Genomic DNA, 22,746 nt, shown 5'->3' with positions numbered 1-22,746 from the left:
ATCACAAGATATTTCTCATATTTCTCACTGAAAAATCAATAGAAATAAATAATACTTAATCTCATACAGGCTTAGATCTGCGCAACCAAAAACCCAACCAAAGTCCACAAACCGCCCATTGGACAACAGCATCGATTAATGCCCCTATGGAATAGGTTTCAAACCATATAGAATTGAGATAGGAAGTTGTCAAAAATGAAATTAACCCGACAATTACACAAGCCAAAATAATCTGCAGTAAACTGAAATCAGGGATCTTAATCAGGATCCAGATCAGTAAGAATATAGCTAAGAAATCAGCTACATAGCCTCTGACCATGTTCATGACCATGTCATTTTCCATAGAAGAATGATATTGTACCACAGCCCAAGGCTTCCCTGTTGCATTTTCCATAAAAGCTTGATGCTCTTCTGAAGAGGCTGTAGGAGGCAAATTAGGCATAAAATACTGCCCATCTACGAGGTGTTTTTCCATAACTTCTAAAATTTCATCTTGCTGAGCAGAATATCTCATTTCATTCCCGTGGACATTTAGCATACTCCATGATAAGAACTGCCAGATAAAAAGAATCAATCCACCGACCAATGCACCGATTAAATGTCTAGACATAACTTTTATATTTTGATGATATTCTAAAATAATATTTTATTCTTGTATTTTGTATTTATTTAACATTTTAAATCACAAATGTGTTAAAACGAAATACATAAGTCAAAATAATATAATTTAAAAAGTGCATTTGTTACTAGCAAGAATGAATTCCCAATAAATTTAGAATGCCAATTCAGATAAAAAATTAATATTCTAAAAAACTATACAGCTGGGAAGAATTTACATTTTGACCACACCCCAATATCCGTTTGGATTCTAGTATAATTCAACGATAAACCTCAACCCTACAATTACCACAATTATACCAATTGCGTTTTATGATGTCGGTTATGATTTTGAATGACCGAATGAAGCTCGAAGAGCCAAATGCCTTAAATAGGCATTTGATGAGGGAACCGAAGCCACTGGCTTCGGGTGTGAACGAGCGAAGTGCGAAGCACCCAATGTCCTAAATGGACATTGGATACTACGTATTTCGCTCGCTCACCCGAGGCTATTATGTCGTCCCTTCAGGACTAATATCAACACAATTTCCTAAGACAGGACTTCGTCCTGCTCTGACATATTACGTCCACTTCGACCAAGCTCAGTGCGCCGCTTTCAGGATTTTTCTAAGCTTGAATGGCATGGACTCAACATAATTCGTCAGGTTTTTAATCACTGTGCTGCGACGAGAGTACATTCATATTAAATGCCGTAAAAACACAGTATTCTATCCAGGTCTAATGGAAAAAATGGAGACGTAACATCTAGAAAAATGCCCTTTTCAAAAAATCTACCACAATTAATATTTTTCTTAGATGATTTGAGTAATGTATTTGAGTTTGATCTTCGAAATCTTGCCTCTTTATAACCCTCTACTTATAAAAACAGGGATTGAATTACTTCAACCCCCGTTTTCGTAGGATACTATAATTATGAAAAAATAAAAACTTTAGCTTCTATAAAAACAAAACCTTATTGCCCTCATTGTTTACACTCCGGCTATTACCATAAATATTTATTGCTACCGCCTGGTACTGAATAAGGATAAACCATTTGACTATCTGGCTTTACGGGGGGCACATCAGTCCAATCCGCAATGTCTGGAACCAGTCGCTCCGCAGCATTTAATGCTTGATCCCAAGTAATTACTTGACCAGAATGAGATGCCATTCTACCCATAATTGACGCCAGAGAACTATGAGCCCCAAAGACAGTATCGTTTTTAGCCTTATTATTGATAATGGCATCAAACAAAACATCGTGTTCAACCTGATAGGAATTTTCAGCAGATTGGCTATCAAATTGCCATAAAACTTGTCCATTGTGATCTAAAATCCCTTCTCTAACATTAGCAACACCTTTGCTTCCCGTAATCCATGCTCCATTTTTATTAAAATTCTTTTCAATATTTCTAATCTGACTATGCAATTTACTTCCATCGGCATAGGTATACTCTATATAGTAGTGATCGAAAGTATCTCCAGTATCAGGACCACTCAGTTTAGCTCTCCCACCCAGACCTTGGGCACTAATGGGATAAGTCCCTTTGGCCCAATGTACAATATCGGTATTGTGAATAGCTAATCCACCTGGGGCTCCGGCCCACAACCAATTGAAATAGTGATAATTCTTAATTTGAAACTCCAATTCATTTTGAGTACTTGACCGTGGAATTAATTTATAACCCCCTTTCATATAGTAGCACGTGCTCGTAAGTATTGGACCGATGATGCCAGCTTTTAATTGATCAACCATTTGCGAAAAAGCAGGATCATAGCGATTTTGCAAGCCGACGACAACTTTCACCCCCTTTTTATCAGCCAACTCTCCACTTTTCAATATCCTGCGGATACCATAGCCATCGGTAGCCAAAGGCTTCTCCATAAATACGTGTTTGCCCTCTGCTACAGCAAATTCAAAATGCTCTGGTCGAAAACCTGGAGGTGTGGCCAATATCACCACATCACAAGCTTTGATAACCTTTTGATAAGCGTCGAACCCAGTAAATTTATTTTCTTTTGGAACATTGACTCTATCTGCTATTTCTTCTACATCTAACAATGCTTCATGCCTTAATTCAATATGACTTTCAAATAAATCCCCCATGGCTACCAATGTATTGCCAGGGTGGGCCATCAAAGCCTGAACTACAGCACCAGTACCTCGGCCTCCACAGCCTACGATACCTACTTTTAAATTGGAATTAATATTTGATATTTTTACTATAGCCGGAGAACCGACCATAGCACCACCTGAAACTATACTACTTTGCACAATAAATGATCTCCTATCCATAATTATATATTTTTTATATTCTATTATTTAGAAAACACCTTTAATAAGTATCCTTTAGGAATAAAACCTCCGGCCACTGAATCGAAACTTCATTGCCCAAGCCATCTTTTATCTTCATAGAAATATTGTAAAAATAGGATGAGCGCTTGCGAATCTGTCGACTAAATATTCCATCTCCAGCCTCTACATCACCGTTTTCACCGTTGTCGTACAGCTGAACTTCAAATTGTTTCTTTACTTCATCCCATCCGACATATCTCATAGTTGATGTTTCTTCATTCGGTGTGAAAGTCATCGTTACTTTTTCTACTTGTTGCCCATCGTAAATACGTGCTTCTATCCTGTCATTGTTATGTAACTGCACATACTGGACTTGAGGAGGCGTAGTATCTTCACCTTTTATTCTAACCCTTACCTTCCCCTTTTTAATTATGTGTTGACCACTAAGATTTCCAGGGACCCAATATTCAATATAAAAATTCACTACTTCCCCTGCACCTTTTTCTGTATCGATAACCGGCATCATATACTTAAACGAACCACCAATGTGATCGTATTCTTGCCATGGATCGTCCACTCGGATACTAACACCATTGGGGTTAATGACGGGATTTGTAGTATAGGCATAGGTTTGGTAATATTGATCCCCATCTTTAACCAAAATAACGATGGTCTCTCCAGGGTTCGCTATTCCATCTCCATTTCCTAGCCCTACTATTTTAGTTACCGGTTGAACAGCTTGCTCAATAACCGTCATTTCTTTACCGTCGGCTATCACAAAATCCACAATTTCTGAAACAGGATCTTTAAATCGAAGTTCAAATTCTTCCTCCCATTTACCTCCATCCCCATCGGTTAAAGTCAATAAAAATTTAGCAATTTCCACACCTTCCTTGCGATTAATAATCTTAAATCGACCTTTAAGTTGAGCCATTTCTTGAGACTTCAAACTTGAGAGCACGCCTTGACCAGACAGGACTTCCAATCCTTCACTCAATGACAACAATTCCGCCTTTATAGAAGAAGCGGCAGCCATTCCTTTATTTAAGATATCGATACTAAACTCTATTTCTTTACCCGTTTCTGCCCACTCCATATTATTAAGTGAAAAATTAGCCAAGCTCAAGTTGCTTTGATCTGTATTGGGAGCAATACTTATTTGATGCTGACTTCCTGTGGTCACAATCGCCAACCGGCCTTCATTATCACTCATCACTTCATAAGTATTAGATTGCTGATTTCTCAGATCAACATCCACCACGTAATACTTAGTATTTTTCTGATACAAAGGGGCCGTAATCACTTTGACTGCAACTTGAGTCATCAATTGTCCGTCAGGTAAAAAGTTTCTAACCGCAATATTAAATCCAGCCTCATCTACATTTTCCAAAATGGTAAATCCACCCCTGTTTCGATCTGTCTCCACTTTATAATCCCAGACTTCAAAAAAAGGATAAATATCGATATAGTCCCAGCGTTCAGGCAATGGCAGTGGTGACTCGAATGCTTTCATTAAAAAATCAAACATATCACCCAAACCACAGGTAACATGTGAAGCTTCGTATACATGAAACTCATATTGAGATAAAACATTTAGCAAAACTCGATTCATATCCTCATGATAAAATCTCAATCGATCTCGTGTTCCATTATTCATCCTAATGTGAGTGGCCTTATAGTTATCGTACATTTCGGCGTGGGTATACACTACAGGATACTCTACCAGTCCAGCTGAAAATTCAGTAGAACCACAAAAATTACCAGCCGCACTTATTTTATCTGGAAATTTGGCCGACAACCAAAAAGTCATAAACCCGCCCATAGACAAACCCGATACGGCACGATGCTCTCGATCAGGAATCGTACGATACCTACTGTCAATAAAATCTATGAGTTCTAAAAAGTAATTGGGGAATTGACGAAAAGTGGTCACAGAACTTACGTTATAAGGACTGAGATTCAACGGATCGGTAGAAAAATTATTCAATCCATCAACCTTTACCACGATTACATCGTTTTCGGAAACAAATTTTTCAATATTGTCTCCATTATTTTCATCTCCCTTATCATAATTTGCATAGCCTTTGCCCATGGAACCAAAATACCTTTGAGCCCAGCCATGAAAGTAGTAGATTACAGGGTATTTTTTATCTGAATTAACCTCGTAGTTGGGAGGCAGAAAAATCCGATAGCTTCTATTGGCAGACAATGAATGACTATAGTGATACTCATCTAACATTTGCACACCAGAAGACAGTTCTCTCGTCATGGATTGAGCAAAAGTAGACTCACTTATACCGAATAGAATAAAAAAAATAAGAGCAATACTAAACTTCATAACTATATATTGATAAGATAAAATTTATTGTTGTTTTAATGATTTAAATAGGGATAACAATTCTTCGGTTATTTTTACAGAAGCATTTCTTTCCACTCGATTGATGGTATGCCAAGTTTCGTAGCCTCCCATGTCTATTTCTTCTGGAGTAGGCAAATAATTCAGACAACCATTGGCCAATTCAATCGTAAAAGTATGATCAAATGGACTCTTGTCCTTGATTTCCAAGCCGGTTTGCGTAAACGCTTCAAAAGGCAGAGTAGCGATGCCCAAGTCACCTATCTGAAAAGCTTGCAATGTTATATCGATGGAGTCGGGCCAAGTAGCTTCCATGGTCAATACTCTATTGGCATACATCTTTTCCCAATTATTATAAAAGGGTTTTTCGTTTTCAGATCTAGCTTGAATTCTCGCAACATTGGCCATGACCTCAGGCGAAGCTCGACGTACTTTTAATCGCAGAATAGATTCTTTAGCATTGATAGGCACATATTTTTGATACTTTAATTCTTTCATCTCAGCATACACCTTATCGGCCAAATCCTTGGCTACTCTATTCATCTTGACATAGGGCTCATAATATTCGCGAGGTTTGCTGTAATCAAAGTTGTTAACGTTACCGGAACTACCGTTAGACATAATGCCTACAAATTGAGGAAATGAAGCTTCTGCAGATATATTTTGCTCCATATATCTACCAAACAAACTAAAATAATCAGCTGAAATTTCATCACCGGGCACACCCCCTACATAATGAAGGGAATAGTTGGCCAGCACGGCAATCGGTCGTCCAGTAGTGGATCGAATGGATACAAAAGAAACTTCGGGATCAATAGGGCCAGACGGCTTAACCAGTGCGGGATTTTCAAACCCAGGGTTCATTTTCACTATATCTTTTGTCCCGTATGGACTATACACCGAATCTTTAAGAATCCAACGTCTCACAAATACGTGATCAGGCACATCAACTCCACCCCATGCTATTTCCGCAGGTTCTAAATGGTAATAAGCTGACACAACCCCATCTGCCAATTTTCTAACAAGCATCTTGGTATAATCATTCAAAGGAGCATCATCAGCCACAAAAACATCTCCGTCAGCACTGGGCCCAGAATGGGTGTGGGTTGCGGAAATCATTATGTTTTCTCTATCCAAATCTACCTCTGATACAATTAAGTCTTTGGCCGCTTCAATATATCGTTTATTGATTTCTACTAAATCCACCACCACTAAAGCGATCTTTGTTTCACCATCGTCCAACACCAATGACTTGGCGTGAAGGGCGTCGTGAATAGATTTTGCTGATGGTTGCACCCAATTACCATAAATCTTTGCTCCGATTGGCGGTGATACATCAGCTTGCGATGCTCCGGCCCGAAACACCTTGTTTTCTTGTGCATTGGTTTGCAAAGTCCTCAACATTACCGTAAAAAATACTATTAAAACAAACTTGTATTTATACATATATTTTCAACTTAATTAGGGAGACAAACACTGTAAAGTATATAATATTATTTATTTAACATTAATTATTTACAAATTAAAACAGAAATGCTTTTCCATTAGATAACAACTGTTTATATATTTGAAAGGCCGAGTTTTAACCTTCAATAATTAAAATTTATAAAGTGAAATGCAGATGGTAAATAAAGATGATTACCTCATTAAAAAAAGTGGTTGTTTGTTTGAAAAATAATTTCTGCACAAACAACCACTCAAAATTTAATATTTTAATATAAACATGAAATGTAGCTAATTATACGAATTACCAACCCGGATTTTGATCTAAATTTGGATTGACTGTTAACTCTGTTTGAGGAACACTGTTTAAATAATCTCGATTCGCATTAAAATTGTAGCCATTTGGAATAATGTTCTGAAGGAGGTCTATTAAACTATTTTCGTCCAACAGTGGATTTTCATTGGGATACTCATTTGAATCGAAAGGATATCCTTTAGGTCTCTTATTGGTAAATAATGCTCCGGCAGCCCATCTTTTCCAATCCCATTGTCTAAAAGATTCAAATGCCAATTCTACCCGTCTTTCTCTTCTAATTTCATATAATTCATCAGAAATATCATAACCATAATCGATAAGATTGGGATCTTCACTTTGAGCATTCACCTTAAAATCAGGCATACCAACTCTCGCTCTCAACATATTGAGTTCATCGTAAGCCACAGTTTGATTGAGCTCATAAAGTGCTTCGGCATAATTCAACAAAACCTCGCCATACCTAAAAATAATTTTACCCGCGTCATTAGATTGAGCATAATCCAAAGTTTGATTGGGATTGGTATACTTTTTTATTTGAAACCCTGTTGGACAATTATTTCGACTATCCTCAAATAAACCTGGTTTCTCCCAAACCAAATTACCAGGTAAATAAGTGATATCTCCTGGAATCCAGATATTCTGTCTCAATCTAGGATCGATTTGTTTATCCAATTCAAGTAAAAATTCATTCCCTTTAGCAGTCTCAGCCAAAGCCAAATAATCGATTGGATTACCGTCCAAACCAAGGTGAGAAGTAACATAAGACCAAGTAGCTCCAAGTTCATTGGGGGCATTGGCTGCATAATAGTTTTGATTATGTCCAACAATATCAGCTATACTATAAGCTCTGTGTAACAACACTTCACTAATATCTGCCATACTACCAGTACCAAACAAATAGTAGTAATCTTCCTTCGGTTTATTGGTAGAATATATACCGACATTATAATCTCCATTAATCAGTTCTTCAGCTGCAGAAACCGCTAATTGAAAATATTTACTAGGTTGAGCTCCAGAACTTCCAAATGAGGTATTGGCATGGTATTTCTGCCAAGTTCCTTCAAACAGAGCCACTCTAGTTTTAAAAGCAAGGGCAGCTTCCTTATTTACAGAGTTGTTGTTCCAAGGAGCAAGGTCTCTTTTATCCAAATTGACAATAGCCTTATCCAAAAGAGACAAAATAGAATCTACTACCAGGACTCTTGAATCACGTGGTCTGGTTAATTCTTCTTCATCATTGACGGTTAATGCATGAGTATACCAAGGAACATCTCCATACTTTTGGACCAAGTTAAAGTAGATCCATGCTTTAAAGAACTGCGCTTCTCCCAGATAGTGTTGGTAAGACGAAAATTGATCTTCGCATCTTTTATAATTGTCGAAAAAGATATTGATACTCCGAACAGGGGTGAAATCATATTGCCACGATCCCGTTGACAGAGTATTTTCTCCATTGAGTAATGCATTGGCTCTAGTGTAGACTAGATTATCTGATTCTTCTTCTTGGTAACCACTATGTCTATTGTTTTCATGTCGAGGAAGGTCGATATAAAACTTAGCTACATAATTTTTAAGATCAATTGTAGACTTCCAATAATCATCTAGACCCACTTGATCTAATGGCGGTTTTTCCAGAAAATCTTGACAGGACAGGACGACAAATGATGTCAATACAACGAATATATATTTGGCTGTTTTCATTTTTTTAACATTTAGAATTAATTAATTAATACGAGATGTTTACTCCAAAGGAATAGATGCGATCGGCTCTATATTCTTTACCTGTACTCTCTCTATACCCCCCGGAAGGCAAGGTCACATCCATGCCATCTGGCAAATGATCGAAGGTAATAATGTTGTTGCCCGCAATATAAACCCTCAATTTACTAAGGCCCAATCGCGACAATGCGTTCTTACTTAAACTATATCCCAATTGCATATTTTGCAAACGGATATAGGCATAATTCGCTAGATATCTAGAATTCCCGTTCTGGTTTTTAAGATTGGAGTTGATATCCAAGTAAGGTCGAGCGTAATAAGAATCGGTATTGATATTGGCTTCACCTTCATAAAGGCCAATGTATTGTGTTCCAGGCTGATCTCTGTAATAATCTAGGTGATCTTCTTTGGGCTGAGACCAAGCCGTTCTCATGAATCCAAAAAATCCGTAGTCGTTATAAGTCATTGCCTTTTGACGCTTGCCAGTACCCTTCCACAACATAGAAAAATCAAATCCTTTGTAATTGACGCCCATATTGATCCCGAATTGATAGCGAGGACTAGAATTCCCAATCAGTACATAATCACCGTGATCGTCATAGGTATTGGAACCATTGTCTATCTTCCCATCGCCATTGATGTCGTTGTATTTTACATCTCCTGTATTCCAAACGTTGTAAATAAATGATTGATCTACATGATTTTCAATTTCTGCTTGGGACTGAAACAAGCCATCGGCCGACCAACCCCAAATCTCACCAACATCTTGCCCTTCTCTCCAAGAACCCAAATAACCAGTGGGGTTATTGTATTTAGTGACCACTGATTTGGAATCATATAGGTTGAAACCCACGGAATAACTTAGATCTTCATTGACATATTCTTTCCAATTTAAAGACAATTCCCAACCTCTGGTTCTCAAACTTGAATTATTCGATCGAGGTACTGAAGCACCCAATACACCGGGCAGGGTTTCAGATGGACCGATCATATCTTTTGTATTTCTCTCGAACCAATCAAAATTCATTTGTAATTTGTTGTTTAACATTTCCAAATCCACTCCGATATTTGTCGTTGCTGCAGTTTCCCATGTCAACAAAGGACTGACCAAATTAGGGGTTAGTGCATATCCGACCTGTCCTACCTGATCCTGTCCAGGCAACCAATCCAAAATGTTCTTGGTTAATTGGATCAATGCCAAATCTTGATAAGCGGCCACATTTTGATTACCTAACTCACCCCACGAACCTCTTAACTTTAAAGTGTTAATCGTTGAAGCTACTGGTTGCCAAAAATTCTCCTTACTCACAACCCAGCCACCGGATACAGAAGGGAAGAATCCCCAACGCTTATTATCTAAAAACTTTGAAGTACCATCGTATCTCAAATTGGTTTCCAGAAGATATTTTTCTTGAAAATTATAGGTTAATCTTCCAAAATAACCTTCAGTTGACCATTGAGATAAGGCCTCTCTTACCGAAGGATCTCCTGTAGCCGTATTCAATGAAATAATATCGGGCACAATTAAATTTCTAGCATAGGCATTCAATGATCTATCCTTGGCCGACTCGTACTGAGCTCCTGCCATTGCCAAAAAATTGTGATCACCTGCGATATTCCATTCATAGGAGGTATATGCATTGGTAGACCAATAATAATTGCTAAAGTGATATTCATAAATTTGACTAGGATACCAAGAAGTTGTATTTTCTCCAGTTATCCAATTGACTTGACTAAAGGCCTGACCATCGTGTAAATCGTATTCGTCCATCATTTGGTAAGCAACGTCAAGATTAATTTTCCAATTCGTTGCCGGTCTTAATTCCGTTCCTAAAATTTGCCAATTTTCCGTTTGTTGGTCGTTATTATTACCTGCTGAAAAGAACTGTTTAGTAGATTGTATTGGGCCACCAAAACTGTTGTACAAAGGTTGAGTCGGTGGTGTATTGTATACAATATGAAAAAGAGCATTATAAGAATCAATCGTTTCTGGTCTTGAACCTGTTGGGAAAAATCGTTGATTTTTCATAAAACGACCTTCGTATTTTAAATCCCACCAATCTGTTAACTCCGTTTTAATTTTGGCCGACAAATTAAATCTTTTGTAAAAGTCATCTGCCCACTGCATAGAACTTTTCTGATCGGTATATCCCATAGACAAGAAATAGCCCACTTTATTCGAACCACCTTGAATGGAAAAATTATGAGATTGTCCCAAATTAGGTCCAGTTGCTAAGTCCCAGTAATCGTTATTGGCATGGCCATTATTCGCCCCAGCCCATGAACCATTATCCATTGGAAGAGCAGACCAATCACTTATAGGATCGTTGGGGAAATTAGAAGGGAACTGAGACCGTATATAATCGTAATCACCTTGCTGAAATGCAATTATTCTATCAATCGTAGATTCGTTGTAATACAGAGGTGCATTATTATTGGTAGCGGCTTCATTGGTTACTCTAGCGAAAGTGTACGAATCCAGAGTTCCCGGCAATTTCGCGGGGGTAACTAAATTCATACTCCCAGAATAATTCACAACTAATTTGTCCTCTTTACTTCCTGATTTGGTGGTAATTAATATTACTCCATAGGGCGCACGTGCACCGTAAATAGCAGAAGCAGCAGCATCTTTTAATACAGAAATAGATTCTATATCTTCTGGATTTAAACGATTCATATCACCGGGAAAACCATCAATAACCACATAGGGAGCTCCTCCGTTTAACGATCCAATACCCCTAATACCTACAGTGGCATTCGCACCGGGTTGATATCCATTTTTATCAAAACTAAAATCAAATCCACCTGCAGCCCCAATTAACAACTGAGATACAGAAGAAGCATTTCTATCTTTTAATACATCCTGACCAATCACCTCAACAGCCCCAGTTAAATTAACCTTTTTCTGGCTACCATAACCCACAACCACCAATTCATCCAAGGTCTGTACATCGGCCATTAAAGTAACATTCATTGTGCTCTTTCCAGCCACTGGCATTTCCGTAGTCACATATCCAATATATGAAAAGACCAACACCGCTTGCTCTTCAACATCATTCAAGCTGAATTGACCATTAAAATCAGTGGATGTTCCAGTAGTACTTCCCTTGACCATAACATTCACACCAATTAATGGCTCTCCATCTGTATCGACTACCTTTCCGGAAACATTTAACACCAATCTTTTCAAAAAGATACCCTCTTCTTGCAAAGATTTTTTTGTTAAAAACGGGGTTGATTTTATGGCTTTTCTCGCTTCGTATTCACTTTCCTTTTCATCTACTATGCCTTGAAAGTGTTCAATCATTTTCTTTAACGATTGTAGACCTTCGGCATTGTCTTTGTAAATGGCCACATAGCGTTGTTCAAAAATTTTAAATTTTAAATTGGCTTGGGACAATACTGCATTCAAAGCCTGTTCTACATCACTGTATTTTGCAGCGGTATAATTGACCTTTACCTTGGATACAATAGATCGATCGTAGTTAAAAAAGACGCCGTATTCACTGCCGATTTGTCGAAAAGCTTCTTCTAATAATACCGTGTTTTCTCGCTCGCTAGGTGCTGCATAACCTAGAGGAGATTGATAACAAAGTAATAACATCCAACATAAAAGCATAAACAGCTTACCTTTTATTTTAAATAAAAGTTGTAACTTCATGGTAGTAATTTATTTTTAGTTAGTAAATATCGGTTTGGGTATTAGTGATGAGAAGCAGTTCGTCCAAAACTTTACTTCCATAATCAAAGATTATTTCACTTTTACCCTTTCCGGTTTTGTAATCCTTATTTGATTTTCATCTATATTTTCAATTTCTATATCCAACGTGAGTTCCATTAAATTTTTGACGGTCGACCAGTCTTTATAAGGGATGCCAAATGATACCTCAGTCATCAAGATGGTAGAATCCTCAACCACAAAAGTTTTTCCATATACATCTTGTAAATCGATCAACACCTGGCCCACTTCAACATTGTCAAATGTCAATGTGCCATCTTTCCATACCGAAGGTGAATTCGAATCAATATTTTCCTTATTCAATATTTTTCTTTCGGCTGAAAAACTTACCAATTCACCAGGCTTCATCAACATAGACTTCTGAAGACTGGTTTGACCTTCTCCCGTTGTGACTACATCTTTTAAGTCCGTAAGATCATTGTTTAATTCCAACTCCACCAAACCTTCTTCCAAAAACACATCGGTACTACCTCGGCGATTAAAAACATTAAATGAAGTCCCCAACACCTTCACTTCCAAGTCATTAGTAACCACAGTAAAAGGTATCGCTTCCCCCCTGTCTACAGGTAGATTTTCTTTGTCTATATGAGTAACTTTAAAAAACGCTTCGCCCTTCAATTCTACGACACGCGCATTGTTTTCCTTCCAAGATGTATTCCACTTAAGGGTAGAGTTGGCATTTAAGACTACTTCGGTTCCATCTTCTAGGACAATATTTTCGATTTCACCGTAATTGGTATGAAAGACCATATCTGGACTTTTCGTTTGAAAATTTCCTATAAAAACAGCGGTTAACAATAAAACTGAAGCAGCAGCTACCCACTTTCCTAATCTCAAGATTTTAGCTCTTTTCTCCAGTTTACCTTTCAAAGCCTTTTCCTCCTGCAACGAATTCCAATCTATAGGAGCCTTTCCCTTAAATTCACTCGACGACTTCCATGTGGAAGTAAATATTTCTTCCAATCCAGTGGTATTCTCCCTATCTTTCAACAATTCAAAAAGTTCTTGACCTTCCGACTCGGAAATCTTCTTCTCTACGAATTTCTTTAATAGGTGGTTTACACGTTTATCTTTACTCACTCTTTGGATTTATATTCACTTTAAAATAACCAAATATTAACACAGAAATAATCTCTATTATATATTTCCATATACAAGACGACTGAGTTTTCGATATGTACTAGTGATTGCACAAAAAAATTTAAAATCTTGTTTTCGTCTTTAAATTGTTATTTTTTATTTAAATTTCACATTCAATTAAGATTTAAAAGTGAGCTCAAAAGATTTTTTTTATGCATACAAGGATAGGGTTTTTGGCTTTTTCTTAAACTTCTTCAACAACACAGAACTAGCTAAAGATCTGACTCAGGATATTTTTTTGAAGGTAATTCAAAAAAATACTTCCTTCGCTGACATCTCAGATTTAGATGGCTACGTCTACCTTATGTGCAAAAATTTAGCTTTTGACCATCTAAAAAAGGGTGTCCACGACAAAAAATATCGAAATTTTCTTTTAAAACCATCTTGGGATAGTGAAGATCCTGCTGTGGAGCGCAAAATAGAAGTAGACTACTACAAAGAAATTTTGGAATCTTCCCTCAATAAACTTCCCGATCAACAACGGCTGATTTTTAATCTTAGTAAGCGAGAAGGACTTTCTCACCAAAAAATTGCCGAACAATTAAATATTTCGCCCAATACCGTAAGAAATCATCTCTACGAAGCCATGAAAAACATACGTTCTACGGCCAATTTAGACATCGATTTCATCCTCGTATTAATGGCCCTCTCCGCCTCGACTATAGTATAATAATACTGGATTAATACATTGTCTCTTTGCCCTCCTATAAATAACCCATTATTTTATCCAATGCATTGATAATAGAATTACTACGGCTTGTGGATTCCCATAAACCATTTTTCATATTCAATCTACCGGTTCCCTATCAAAACCCTATGAGGAAATAATCGTCATGGATACAATCAGAAAAATGCAAACAAATTATTTTATAATTCTAGAACCCCTTCTATATACTTAGATATAGTCAATTTCTAAAAATTCCTCTACCTCAGGTATCCAGACTTCCTTTACAAACTGAGTATGCTGCGGGTGTTGATTGTATATATCATATCCTGCTTGATCTTCAAATTGAATGACAAGACCATAGTTGAAATTGTTTTTAGGACTAATTTCTTTAACCAATTCAAATGACTGGATGGTAGATATACTGGATAGGGCTTTTGCCTTTTCTAAAAATGCCTCTTCTTCAACCGAACCCAATTCGTGCTTTAACTTAAAAAATACCGTATGCTTTATCATAATTCACTACCTAGTTTATAATTTTCTTAAATATTCAATTCCAAACGCTACATCTCCGTGATTATCTTCCCAATCGTGCTCACATTCAATATATATCGGTCCACCAAAACCCTGCCTGGCCAATTCTTCCATAACCGCCGGATAATCGATAACACCATCACCTATTTTTACATCAAGTGCATCTAATTTATTAAAAACATCTATATCTTTTGCGTGAACCCCAATAATATGGCCCTCCAATTTTTTCAGACACTGTACAGGATCCAATCCACTGCGTACCCAATGACCCAAATCGGCACAGGCACCAAACTGTGGCCGTCCCTCAATGGCCAATAATACAGAATCTGGATGCCAAAATCGGCTCTTGCCTTTGGCGTGTTCGTGGATAGCTATTCGAATGTCTTTTTCTTCACCCAATTGGTTCAACAAATCCCAATACTCTGGCTCCGGTTCACAAGTCAAAAAATCCAAATCCAAACGCTCTCCTATTTCAAAAAACCGACGCCACTCTTGTTCTGTCTTCCCTCCTGCATATACAGATGGCATGACCAAACCCGCTCTTTCAATGGCTGTTTTGAGTTTAGCCAATTCTGCATCGGAAAGCTGCAGCATGGTCTTGTTCTCGAAATCTTCTCCCAATTTGTGAAAAAAGAAACCCTCAACATACTCTGCGCCCACTGCTTTAGATTTTTCCAATGTCGTAAAAAACGGAAAGTTCTTAAATGAATACAAGGCCACTCCTATGGTTGGTTCTTTCTCTTCTACCTTTGACACCACCTTCCCCCCTTCAGGTGATTTTGAATTACATGAAAATGAAATCATCATAATCATCCAACTCATTCCAAAAAAAATCCAACCTCTTTTTATATTTATACTATCCATAATATATTGTATTATACCAAATGCATTTAATTTGAATTCTTATTGCGTTGGATCTATCGCTCTATAAGCTGCTATAGCTGCCAAATCACCTTCTTTCCCACTACCACTAATCCCGTGTTCCATCCCCAAAAATCCTCGATATCCCTTATCATGTACATGTTGTAATACATTCTTATAATTGATTTCACCAGTACCCGGTTCTTTTCTCCCTGGGGTATCTCCAATCTGCATATATGCTATTTCATCCCATGCGTAGTCTAAATTAGGGATAATATTGCCCTCCTCTATTTGCACATGATACACATCAAACAGGATTTTCACACTGGGACTATCCACCGCCTTGGCCATAGCATAAGCTTGCGATACGCGATGTAAAAACATCCCAGGATGATTGATTTTATGATTCATCGGCTCCATTACCATCACCAGTCCATGGGGTTCATAAACTTCAGCTATTCGCTTCAACAACTCAATAGCATTGGCCATTTGAAAATCCCATGGCAATTTGGGATCTGCTAAACCCAAAACATTGTGAATATATTTGGTCTCCATTTGTTTGGCTACTTCTACAGCAGCTTTCGCTTCAGCCAATACCCGATCTCTGACTGAAGTATTCCGCCCCGCAAAAGTGACTTCATCAAATGACATCGTCCCTACAAATTGTCCAAATTCCATCCCTAATCGATCTAAGGTCTTCTTAATCAACCTGCGCTCATCTTCTGTTCTTTTCAACAGCCATGTACTTTCCCATGCCCGAATACCCTGATCATAACCCCACTCCAATTGTTCGACGATACCAGTTCCGACCGCTTGTTTGAATATATTAAATTCACCTGAAAACTTCATATTAAAACCGTTAGCAGATTTAGTTTCTAGGTCTAACTTTTGTGCATTAAGCTTCCTACTACCCGCCAACCATCCAATACAGCCCAACAATCCATTTTGTATAAATTCCTTTCTATTCATTGAATTGTACTTTATATTAATTAACTCTGACTATTTCTCAAAAAAGCAATTAGATCAGCCAGTTCTTGCATCTCCAACTGATTGGCGAAACTCGGCATCAAAGACATACTGGGAATCACACGTATGGATTTGATCTCTTGTCGATTTATCGTCTGCTGTTCAGAGGGCCCCATTTTGAGTTCAATAGCGGTTGAAGTCTCATTGATTATGATACCTAACAATGGCTCCCCATTATTGACCTCTACTTCCCACATATCAAAACCCGGTGCAATAGACAAGGATGGATTCAATATATTGGCCAGTAAATCTTCCGCCTTCCAGTTGTGTACTGTTCCCAAATCTGGTCCATAAGATACTCCAGACTTTCCTCTGACTTGGTGGCAAATGGAACAATTCGCTTTAAAGACCTCAAATCCAGCCTTTTCATCACCGTCCAAATCCAATGAAGCACGATAAGACTGGATCACTTCTGCACTTTGATCTGCTGTCAAAATAGCCCTAGCTCGTTTTCTAATTTCTTCATCCCTGTATTGATTCAACCGTACCGAGCGCCGATATCCAAGTTCATCAGGAGATATCTTCTTAGTTTCAAATGCATCGAGCAGTAACATCACACCTGCATCATCCTTCATAAAAATATTGATTGCCACATCTCGTAGACCAACAGTCAAAGAAGTCCAATGATCCAATACATATTGTGCTCCCATAGTTCCTTCAACTCTTGAATAGATCTCTAAAGCTGATTTTTGAACATCTACTTCTTCCGAAGGAACAATCATTTTCTCCAAATCTTCAACATAGGGCAAGGGATCCGTCAAAATTAAAAATTGTAAATATTGGCCTCTCTCTTTTCCCGACAAATTTTTATCCTTCGCCAAGGTCATAGCGCGATCTAAGCTTCGCTGAAATTGAGGATTATTTGTCAATTCCACCATATCCAACAACTGTAAAATCTGATGTTGAACCTCGATATCTGATTGATTAAAATAAGCCGTCATCAAAGATTCATCCATAGATTCGACAATTGATTTTTTATCCTTATTTCTCTGTATGCCCGATGTTAGTCCCGACATAAGCGCCGTCTGCAAACTACCCTTTTCACTTAAACCTCGCTTAATCCACTTCTTAATTACCGTCTGATCACCTCTAGCCCCTACCATGGCACCCAAGCGTTGTGTCATAGAATTGTAGTTGGGATCGGTCATTTTATTTTGAGCAATAATATCTCGCATTAATTTTTCCGCATCCAAATCCACTGCCGTTAATGCCATTTGCTGCACCCAAGGATCTGACATATTTTCCAACAACAATCTATTTCTTGTTTTCTTAGATATTTCACTATCCGAATTACCCAATGCCGCCAATATTCGGAATCTTACCTTTTCACTTGTATCTTCAGACATGCCCACCAATATGGATTCCCATTCATCAGATTCCGACATTCTTGACTCTGCTAATAAAACCGCATTTTCTCTAACTCCCGGACCTAGATCTTGTAAAGCCGTTTTCAATACCTCGTCATTCAATAATCCCAATCCTTCTAATGTCCACAATCCATGCAACCGCCCCAATTCCACTGAGCCATTCTCTACAAGATCTACTAAGTCCCCTTTAATGGAAACATCCTTTTGGGTCACCAATAATTGCTGAGCCATCATCCGCCACCACTGATTCTTATGAGACAAGTAGGCTATTAATTGACCTCCATCCGCTGATCCTAGGTCGAGACCTTTGGTCCATTCAGCTGCAGGACTTCCCGTCGGTGTAATTCTATAAATTCGCCCCATAGTATGTCCATCATATAAGCCTCCCTCTGCTATTGCTTCCTCCGACATCCACTCTGGATGCTCAATTATCCTCCGATAATAATCCAATACATACAAAGCTCCATCAGGCCCTACATACATATTCACTGGACGAGCCCAAGAATCCTTAGATGCCAAAAATTCCTGATCTTCTTCTATTCGCTGCCCAGTAAAGCTGGCCCCTTTGGCATGTATCTTATCGACATGAACCAAGTTACTCACTGATTCCGCTCCAAAAGTGACATTCTTATCATATGGAGGGGGAAACAATCCACCACCGTAATAAGTCAATCCACTACTAGAGGTAGATACTCCCATAGGTGTAAACAATTGTCGATCGGGATGGGTAGTTATCTGAAATATTTCCGTAAAATTTCCGTGATCTGAAACATCCTGTGCCGCATTGGTAATGATGACGTCAGGATTTCGATTTAGGTATTTTGGCCCCAATACTTCGTGGTAAATATGGTTTTGATTGTGGTTGAGAAAATGATGCCCCCATTCATCAAACGAATGCCCAAACTGACCTTTCATAGACATCATTTCCAATTGATTGTCATCTACTTTAAATCTTACTGTCTTACTATTTGCATTTTTGGGCAGGGTAGCAGACTGTTCCTTCTTCCAAAATGATATTTCACTGCCCTCTCCGTTGAATTCTTCGTACTTTTTGGTTCCCAATCGACCGAAATGAGATAAATACACCCAGTTATCCAATCCATAGATCGGATTATTGACATTTACATGGGGATTAGACAATGAAAAACCAGACAATACTGTGTCCCGACGATCCGCTTGACCATCGCCATCTTCATCTTCAAAATAAAACACATAAGGTGCATCAGTCACCATAATCCCATTTTTCCAAGGCATCAATCCATTGGGAAACATCAATCCATCTGCAAATAAAATACTCTTATCCATAATGCCATCGCCATCCTCATCTGCCAATAATTTGATCTTGCCAGTATGACTATTGTCGGTGGGATAACCAGACATTTCCACTACATACATTTTGCCCCAAGCATCAACAGCCATATCTACGGGATCGGCAATAATGGGTTCACAAGCAAACAATTCCATCTGGAATCCATCGGCCAATTCATAGCTGGCAACGGCGTTTTCTGGAGGAACTGAGGTGCCAAAATACTCAATACTTGATTGATTCGTACATCCCATCATCCCAATTAATAACAATAATAGCCATTTCCACCCAATCACTTTCTTCGTTTTTGAACACATAAAACATACCTTTTATAAAATGTTAATTCCAAAATTCATCTATCGATTCCAAGATGTATTCCACCAATATCTGACCTCCTTCTGGACCTGCAATATTACTTTGACACACCGCACTATATCCTCCTCCCGCAACTGCCTTTTCCGTAGGCAAATAACTTCCAGGCCCTGCCAATTGAATAGCAAAAGTCTGTAAAGCCTTGCTCCTCACCTGCACTTGAATACCATAATCCGTAAACAATTCAAACTGATTGGTCCAAATTGCAATATCTCCTATCCGCAATACATGGACTTCTGTCTGAAAATAAGGATTAGGATTTAATTTCTGAGCTTCGTAGCGCTCTACAATTGATTGATTCCAAGTCATTCTTACATAATGTTGATCCGACTTATTAGGATCAGCAGTTATTTGACGCTGTAACTCCACCATGGTCTGACGAGCTTCGACATATTCACTTATTGCAATGATTCTCTTGGGCAAGGACAAAAACTCCATGGAATGCTTTATTACAAGATCTGTTTGCGCGTCTTTCTTTACCACATCATGCGTCTTAGTTACCGCTTCTACTATCCGTTGGGCAACATCTTCAGTTCGGTCCTCTTCACTCAAATCTATCATCCGTTGCAGTGCCTGCTTTCGATAAATAGCTCGTGGTGATTGGTCGCCTGCTGCTCCGGCCCAACTGTTGATCACTACATCGGTTCCATAGATATCACCTAATTTTTGGCGAACCGAATGCCAATAATCAGCATCAATTCTATTGTCTGATTCCTGAATCTGAGCTGGGCATGCTACATTGATACTCATCCCCAGTAATGTACCCGACAAATTCCAATAGAATAAAGACTGAACGTCGTGATCTTCATACCCTTCAATATTATCAAAATTTGGAAGGGCCATTTTTCCATACATAACCGCTTCACCATCCTTATAAACCACCCTACGATTATATGGAATTGCAGCCCGACGGATTCCCCAAGTCATGCTTCCCTTCTCCCGCGTCGTCCAAGCTTTAACCACAATATCAGTCAATTGAGCAACCAAAAAAGATCGGTATTCCGACACTTGAGTCACTCCTTGCTTAGGGATGTTATAATAAAAATAAGCATCTTGATCGGACTCATCCTCAATCACAGGTCCTGTATGGGTATGTGTTGCATTGATTATGATTTTATTTGAATCAAATCCTGGAATTCTTTTTACAACCGCATCTCGAACTTGAGAGATGATCAAATTAGAAACCCATATCAAATCACATGATACAAAAATTGCCATCTCTTCGGTCTGATTGCTCGACTTAGTTTCAAGAGCGATGGCACTAGCTGTCAAGGGATTTACTACTTCGCGAGCAATGCGCAGATGGAACTGCCCCATCAATGCCACAGGTAATTCTGGCGTAATATCCGCACTCGCTCTACCGATGTATAAATCAGATCCATAGATTGAACTGGAGAAAAACAATGTTAATAACATGAAAAGAACATAATTTCTAGATGGCATACTATTTTTGATATTATCCACAATTCACTTTATTACAATGATTAAAATCACCACCTTTAACTATAATGCTAAGACAGTCTAGTAAATATTTACCTACTCTTCTGGCCAAAGTTCATTCAACATTTCCAAGGTAGTTTCCACTAATATTTGTCCCCCTTCTGGCCCTACTGAATTGCTTTGACATACGGCACTATAACCTCCGCCTCTTACTGCTTTACTGGTCGGCAAATAAGTTCCCGGCCCTGCCAACTGAACTACCAATGTTTGTAAGGCTTTACTTCGAGCTTGTATTTGGATACCGTAATCAGTAAAGAGTTCAAATTGATTGGTACAGATGGCTATATCGCCCAGTCGAATCACATGTATTTCCGTATTGTATTGTGGATAGTGGTTGGTCTTTTGATATTCAAAACGCTTCACAATATCTCCATACCAAGTCATCTTCGCATTCAATTGATCCGATTTTTTGGGGTCATTTGCTATTTCCTTAGCCGCCTCATTCGATATCCTTTTAGAATCCACATACTCTTGCACGGTAATTTTACGCATTGGCAAATCTAATCTTTGCACTTTATGTATGAGTTGAACATCTGCCGTTTTGGTATCTGATACTATCTCCAAAGTTCGAATGACAGCTGATGTAATACGCTGTGCTATATCCTCCATCCTAGAGGTATTGCTTAATTTGCGCATCCTTTCCAAAGCTGGTTTTCGATAGATAGGGTGGGGAGATTGATCCCCTGCTGCTCCTATCCAACCTGCGACCACCAATTGGCTTCCATATTCCGCTTTCAATTTTTGACGAACGGGATGCCAATAATCCGCATCGACTCTTCTGTCTCCTTCTACTTCCTGCGCCGGACAAGCCACATCCACACTCATACCCAGTAATTGATCTTTATTATCCCAAAAAAACAAGGAATGAACATCGTGATCTTCATATCCTTCTAGATTGTCAAATTCGGGTTTGGCTGCAGAACCATACATCACTGCCTCGCCATCCTTATACACTACTCTGCGGTTGTAAGGAATAGCGGCTCTGCGCAATCCCCATGTCACACTGCCTTTGGTTCGAGCCTTCCAGGCTACGACTACTGCATTAGCAATCCGATCTACTAAATACTTTCTATAATCACCCACCTGAGTTACTCCAGTAGTAGGCAATTTATACATAAAATTGGGTTCATCTGATTCATCTTCTAGCACGGGAGAGGTATGGGTATGGGTAGCACTTAGAACAATCTTATTTGTATTAAATCTAGGGATCAAGCCAGATACTCGAGCGCGTACTAATTGGATTATTTGATTGGGGATATAAACTAAGTCACACGAGACAAAGATGGTCGTATCCAATCCATCACCTCCTTCTCTGGATTCCAATGCTATTACATTGGCCGTCAATGGAGTATTCACTTCATGTGCAATCCGCAAGTAAAACTGCCCCATCAATGCAGCTGGCAAATCGGGTGTAATGTCCGTTTCTGCCACTCCTATGTATAGATCAGAAGCGAGAAGCTGGGATTGACAAATAAATGCAAATAGACAAATAATGATCGTACGCATATAA

General features: G+C 38.5%; 14 protein-coding genes. 1 reads left to right on the top strand and 13 read right to left on the bottom strand.

All coding sequences use genetic code 11. The features are described 5' to 3' along the window. Positions 1–61: 61 nt before the first annotated feature. From LVD51_RS05855 to LVD51_RS05825, 7 genes are all read right to left on the bottom strand, one after another. Positions 62–610 carry a hypothetical protein gene (locus LVD51_RS05855; protein WP_236970268.1) on the bottom strand — a complete coding sequence of 183 codons (549 nt, stop codon included), beginning with the start codon at positions 608–610 and terminating at the stop codon, positions 62–64. A gap of 990 nt (positions 611–1,600) precedes the next feature. Then, positions 1,601–2,893 (bottom strand): Gfo/Idh/MocA family protein, encoded by a 1,293-nt coding sequence (locus LVD51_RS05850; RefSeq protein WP_236970267.1) that lies wholly within the window; start codon positions 2,891–2,893, stop codon positions 1,601–1,603. Between the two features lie 40 nt (positions 2,894–2,933). After that, positions 2,934–5,231, bottom strand: a complete 2,298-nt coding sequence (locus LVD51_RS05845) for an alpha/beta hydrolase (protein WP_236970266.1) — start codon at positions 5,229–5,231, stop codon at positions 2,934–2,936. Between the two features lie 24 nt (positions 5,232–5,255). Beyond that, on the bottom strand, positions 5,256–6,695 hold the full coding sequence (locus LVD51_RS05840; RefSeq protein ID WP_236970265.1) for a neutral/alkaline non-lysosomal ceramidase N-terminal domain-containing protein: 1,440 nt from the start codon (positions 6,693–6,695) through the stop codon (positions 5,256–5,258). Between the two features lie 301 nt (positions 6,696–6,996). Next, positions 6,997–8,709, bottom strand: a complete 1,713-nt coding sequence (locus LVD51_RS05835) for a RagB/SusD family nutrient uptake outer membrane protein (RefSeq protein WP_236970264.1) — start codon at positions 8,707–8,709, stop codon at positions 6,997–6,999. Between the two features lie 25 nt (positions 8,710–8,734). Next, positions 8,735–12,388 carry a SusC/RagA family TonB-linked outer membrane protein gene (locus LVD51_RS05830; RefSeq protein ID WP_236970263.1) on the bottom strand — a complete coding sequence of 1,218 codons (3,654 nt, stop codon included), beginning with the start codon at positions 12,386–12,388 and terminating at the stop codon, positions 8,735–8,737. 90 nt (positions 12,389–12,478) lie between these two features. Then, positions 12,479–13,546 carry a FecR family protein gene (locus LVD51_RS05825; RefSeq protein WP_236970262.1) on the bottom strand — a complete coding sequence of 356 codons (1,068 nt, stop codon included), beginning with the start codon at positions 13,544–13,546 and terminating at the stop codon, positions 12,479–12,481. Between the two features lie 190 nt (positions 13,547–13,736). On the opposite strand from LVD51_RS05825, the gene LVD51_RS05820 reads away from it, so the two are divergent. Continuing rightward, positions 13,737–14,276: a sigma-70 family RNA polymerase sigma factor gene (locus LVD51_RS05820; protein ID WP_236970261.1), complete on the top strand. Its 540-nt coding sequence runs from the start codon at positions 13,737–13,739 to the stop codon at positions 14,274–14,276. A 225-nt stretch (positions 14,277–14,501) separates the two neighbouring features. On the opposite strand, the gene LVD51_RS05815 is transcribed toward LVD51_RS05820, so the two are convergent. The 6 genes from LVD51_RS05815 to LVD51_RS05790 all read right to left on the bottom strand — a co-directional run bounded on the left by LVD51_RS05815 (position 14,502) and on the right by LVD51_RS05790 (position 22,742). Continuing rightward, complete coding sequence (locus LVD51_RS05815; protein WP_236970260.1) at positions 14,502–14,786, bottom strand: Dabb family protein; 285 nt, start codon at positions 14,784–14,786, stop codon at positions 14,502–14,504. Positions 14,787–14,801: 15 nt separating this feature from the next. Further along, positions 14,802–15,668, bottom strand: coding sequence for a sugar phosphate isomerase/epimerase family protein (locus LVD51_RS05810; RefSeq protein ID WP_236970259.1), 867 nt, complete (start codon positions 15,666–15,668; stop codon positions 14,802–14,804). 39 nt (positions 15,669–15,707) lie between these two features. Continuing rightward, positions 15,708–16,634 (bottom strand): TIM barrel protein, encoded by a 927-nt coding sequence (locus tag LVD51_RS05805; RefSeq protein ID WP_236970258.1) that lies wholly within the window; start codon positions 16,632–16,634, stop codon positions 15,708–15,710. Between the two features lie 20 nt (positions 16,635–16,654). Then, a complete protein-coding gene (locus tag LVD51_RS05800; protein WP_236970257.1) occupies positions 16,655–19,681 on the bottom strand; it encodes a PVC-type heme-binding CxxCH protein in 3,027 nt (1,008 codons plus the stop codon). Between the two features lie 22 nt (positions 19,682–19,703). Next, positions 19,704–21,152: a hypothetical protein gene (locus tag LVD51_RS05795; protein ID WP_236970256.1), complete on the bottom strand. Its 1,449-nt coding sequence runs from the start codon at positions 21,150–21,152 to the stop codon at positions 19,704–19,706. Between the two features lie 120 nt (positions 21,153–21,272). Continuing rightward, a complete protein-coding gene (locus LVD51_RS05790) occupies positions 21,273–22,742 on the bottom strand; it encodes a hypothetical protein (protein WP_236970255.1) in 1,470 nt (489 codons plus the stop codon). Between the last annotated feature and the right edge of the window lie 4 nt (positions 22,743–22,746).

The organism is Membranihabitans marinus, from assembly GCF_021729155.1.
GTDB lineage: Bacteria > Bacteroidota > Bacteroidia > Chitinophagales > Saprospiraceae > Membranihabitans > Membranihabitans marinus.
Note: the sequence above shows the minus strand (reverse complement) of the source record. Positions and strands in the feature narration are given on the sequence as shown.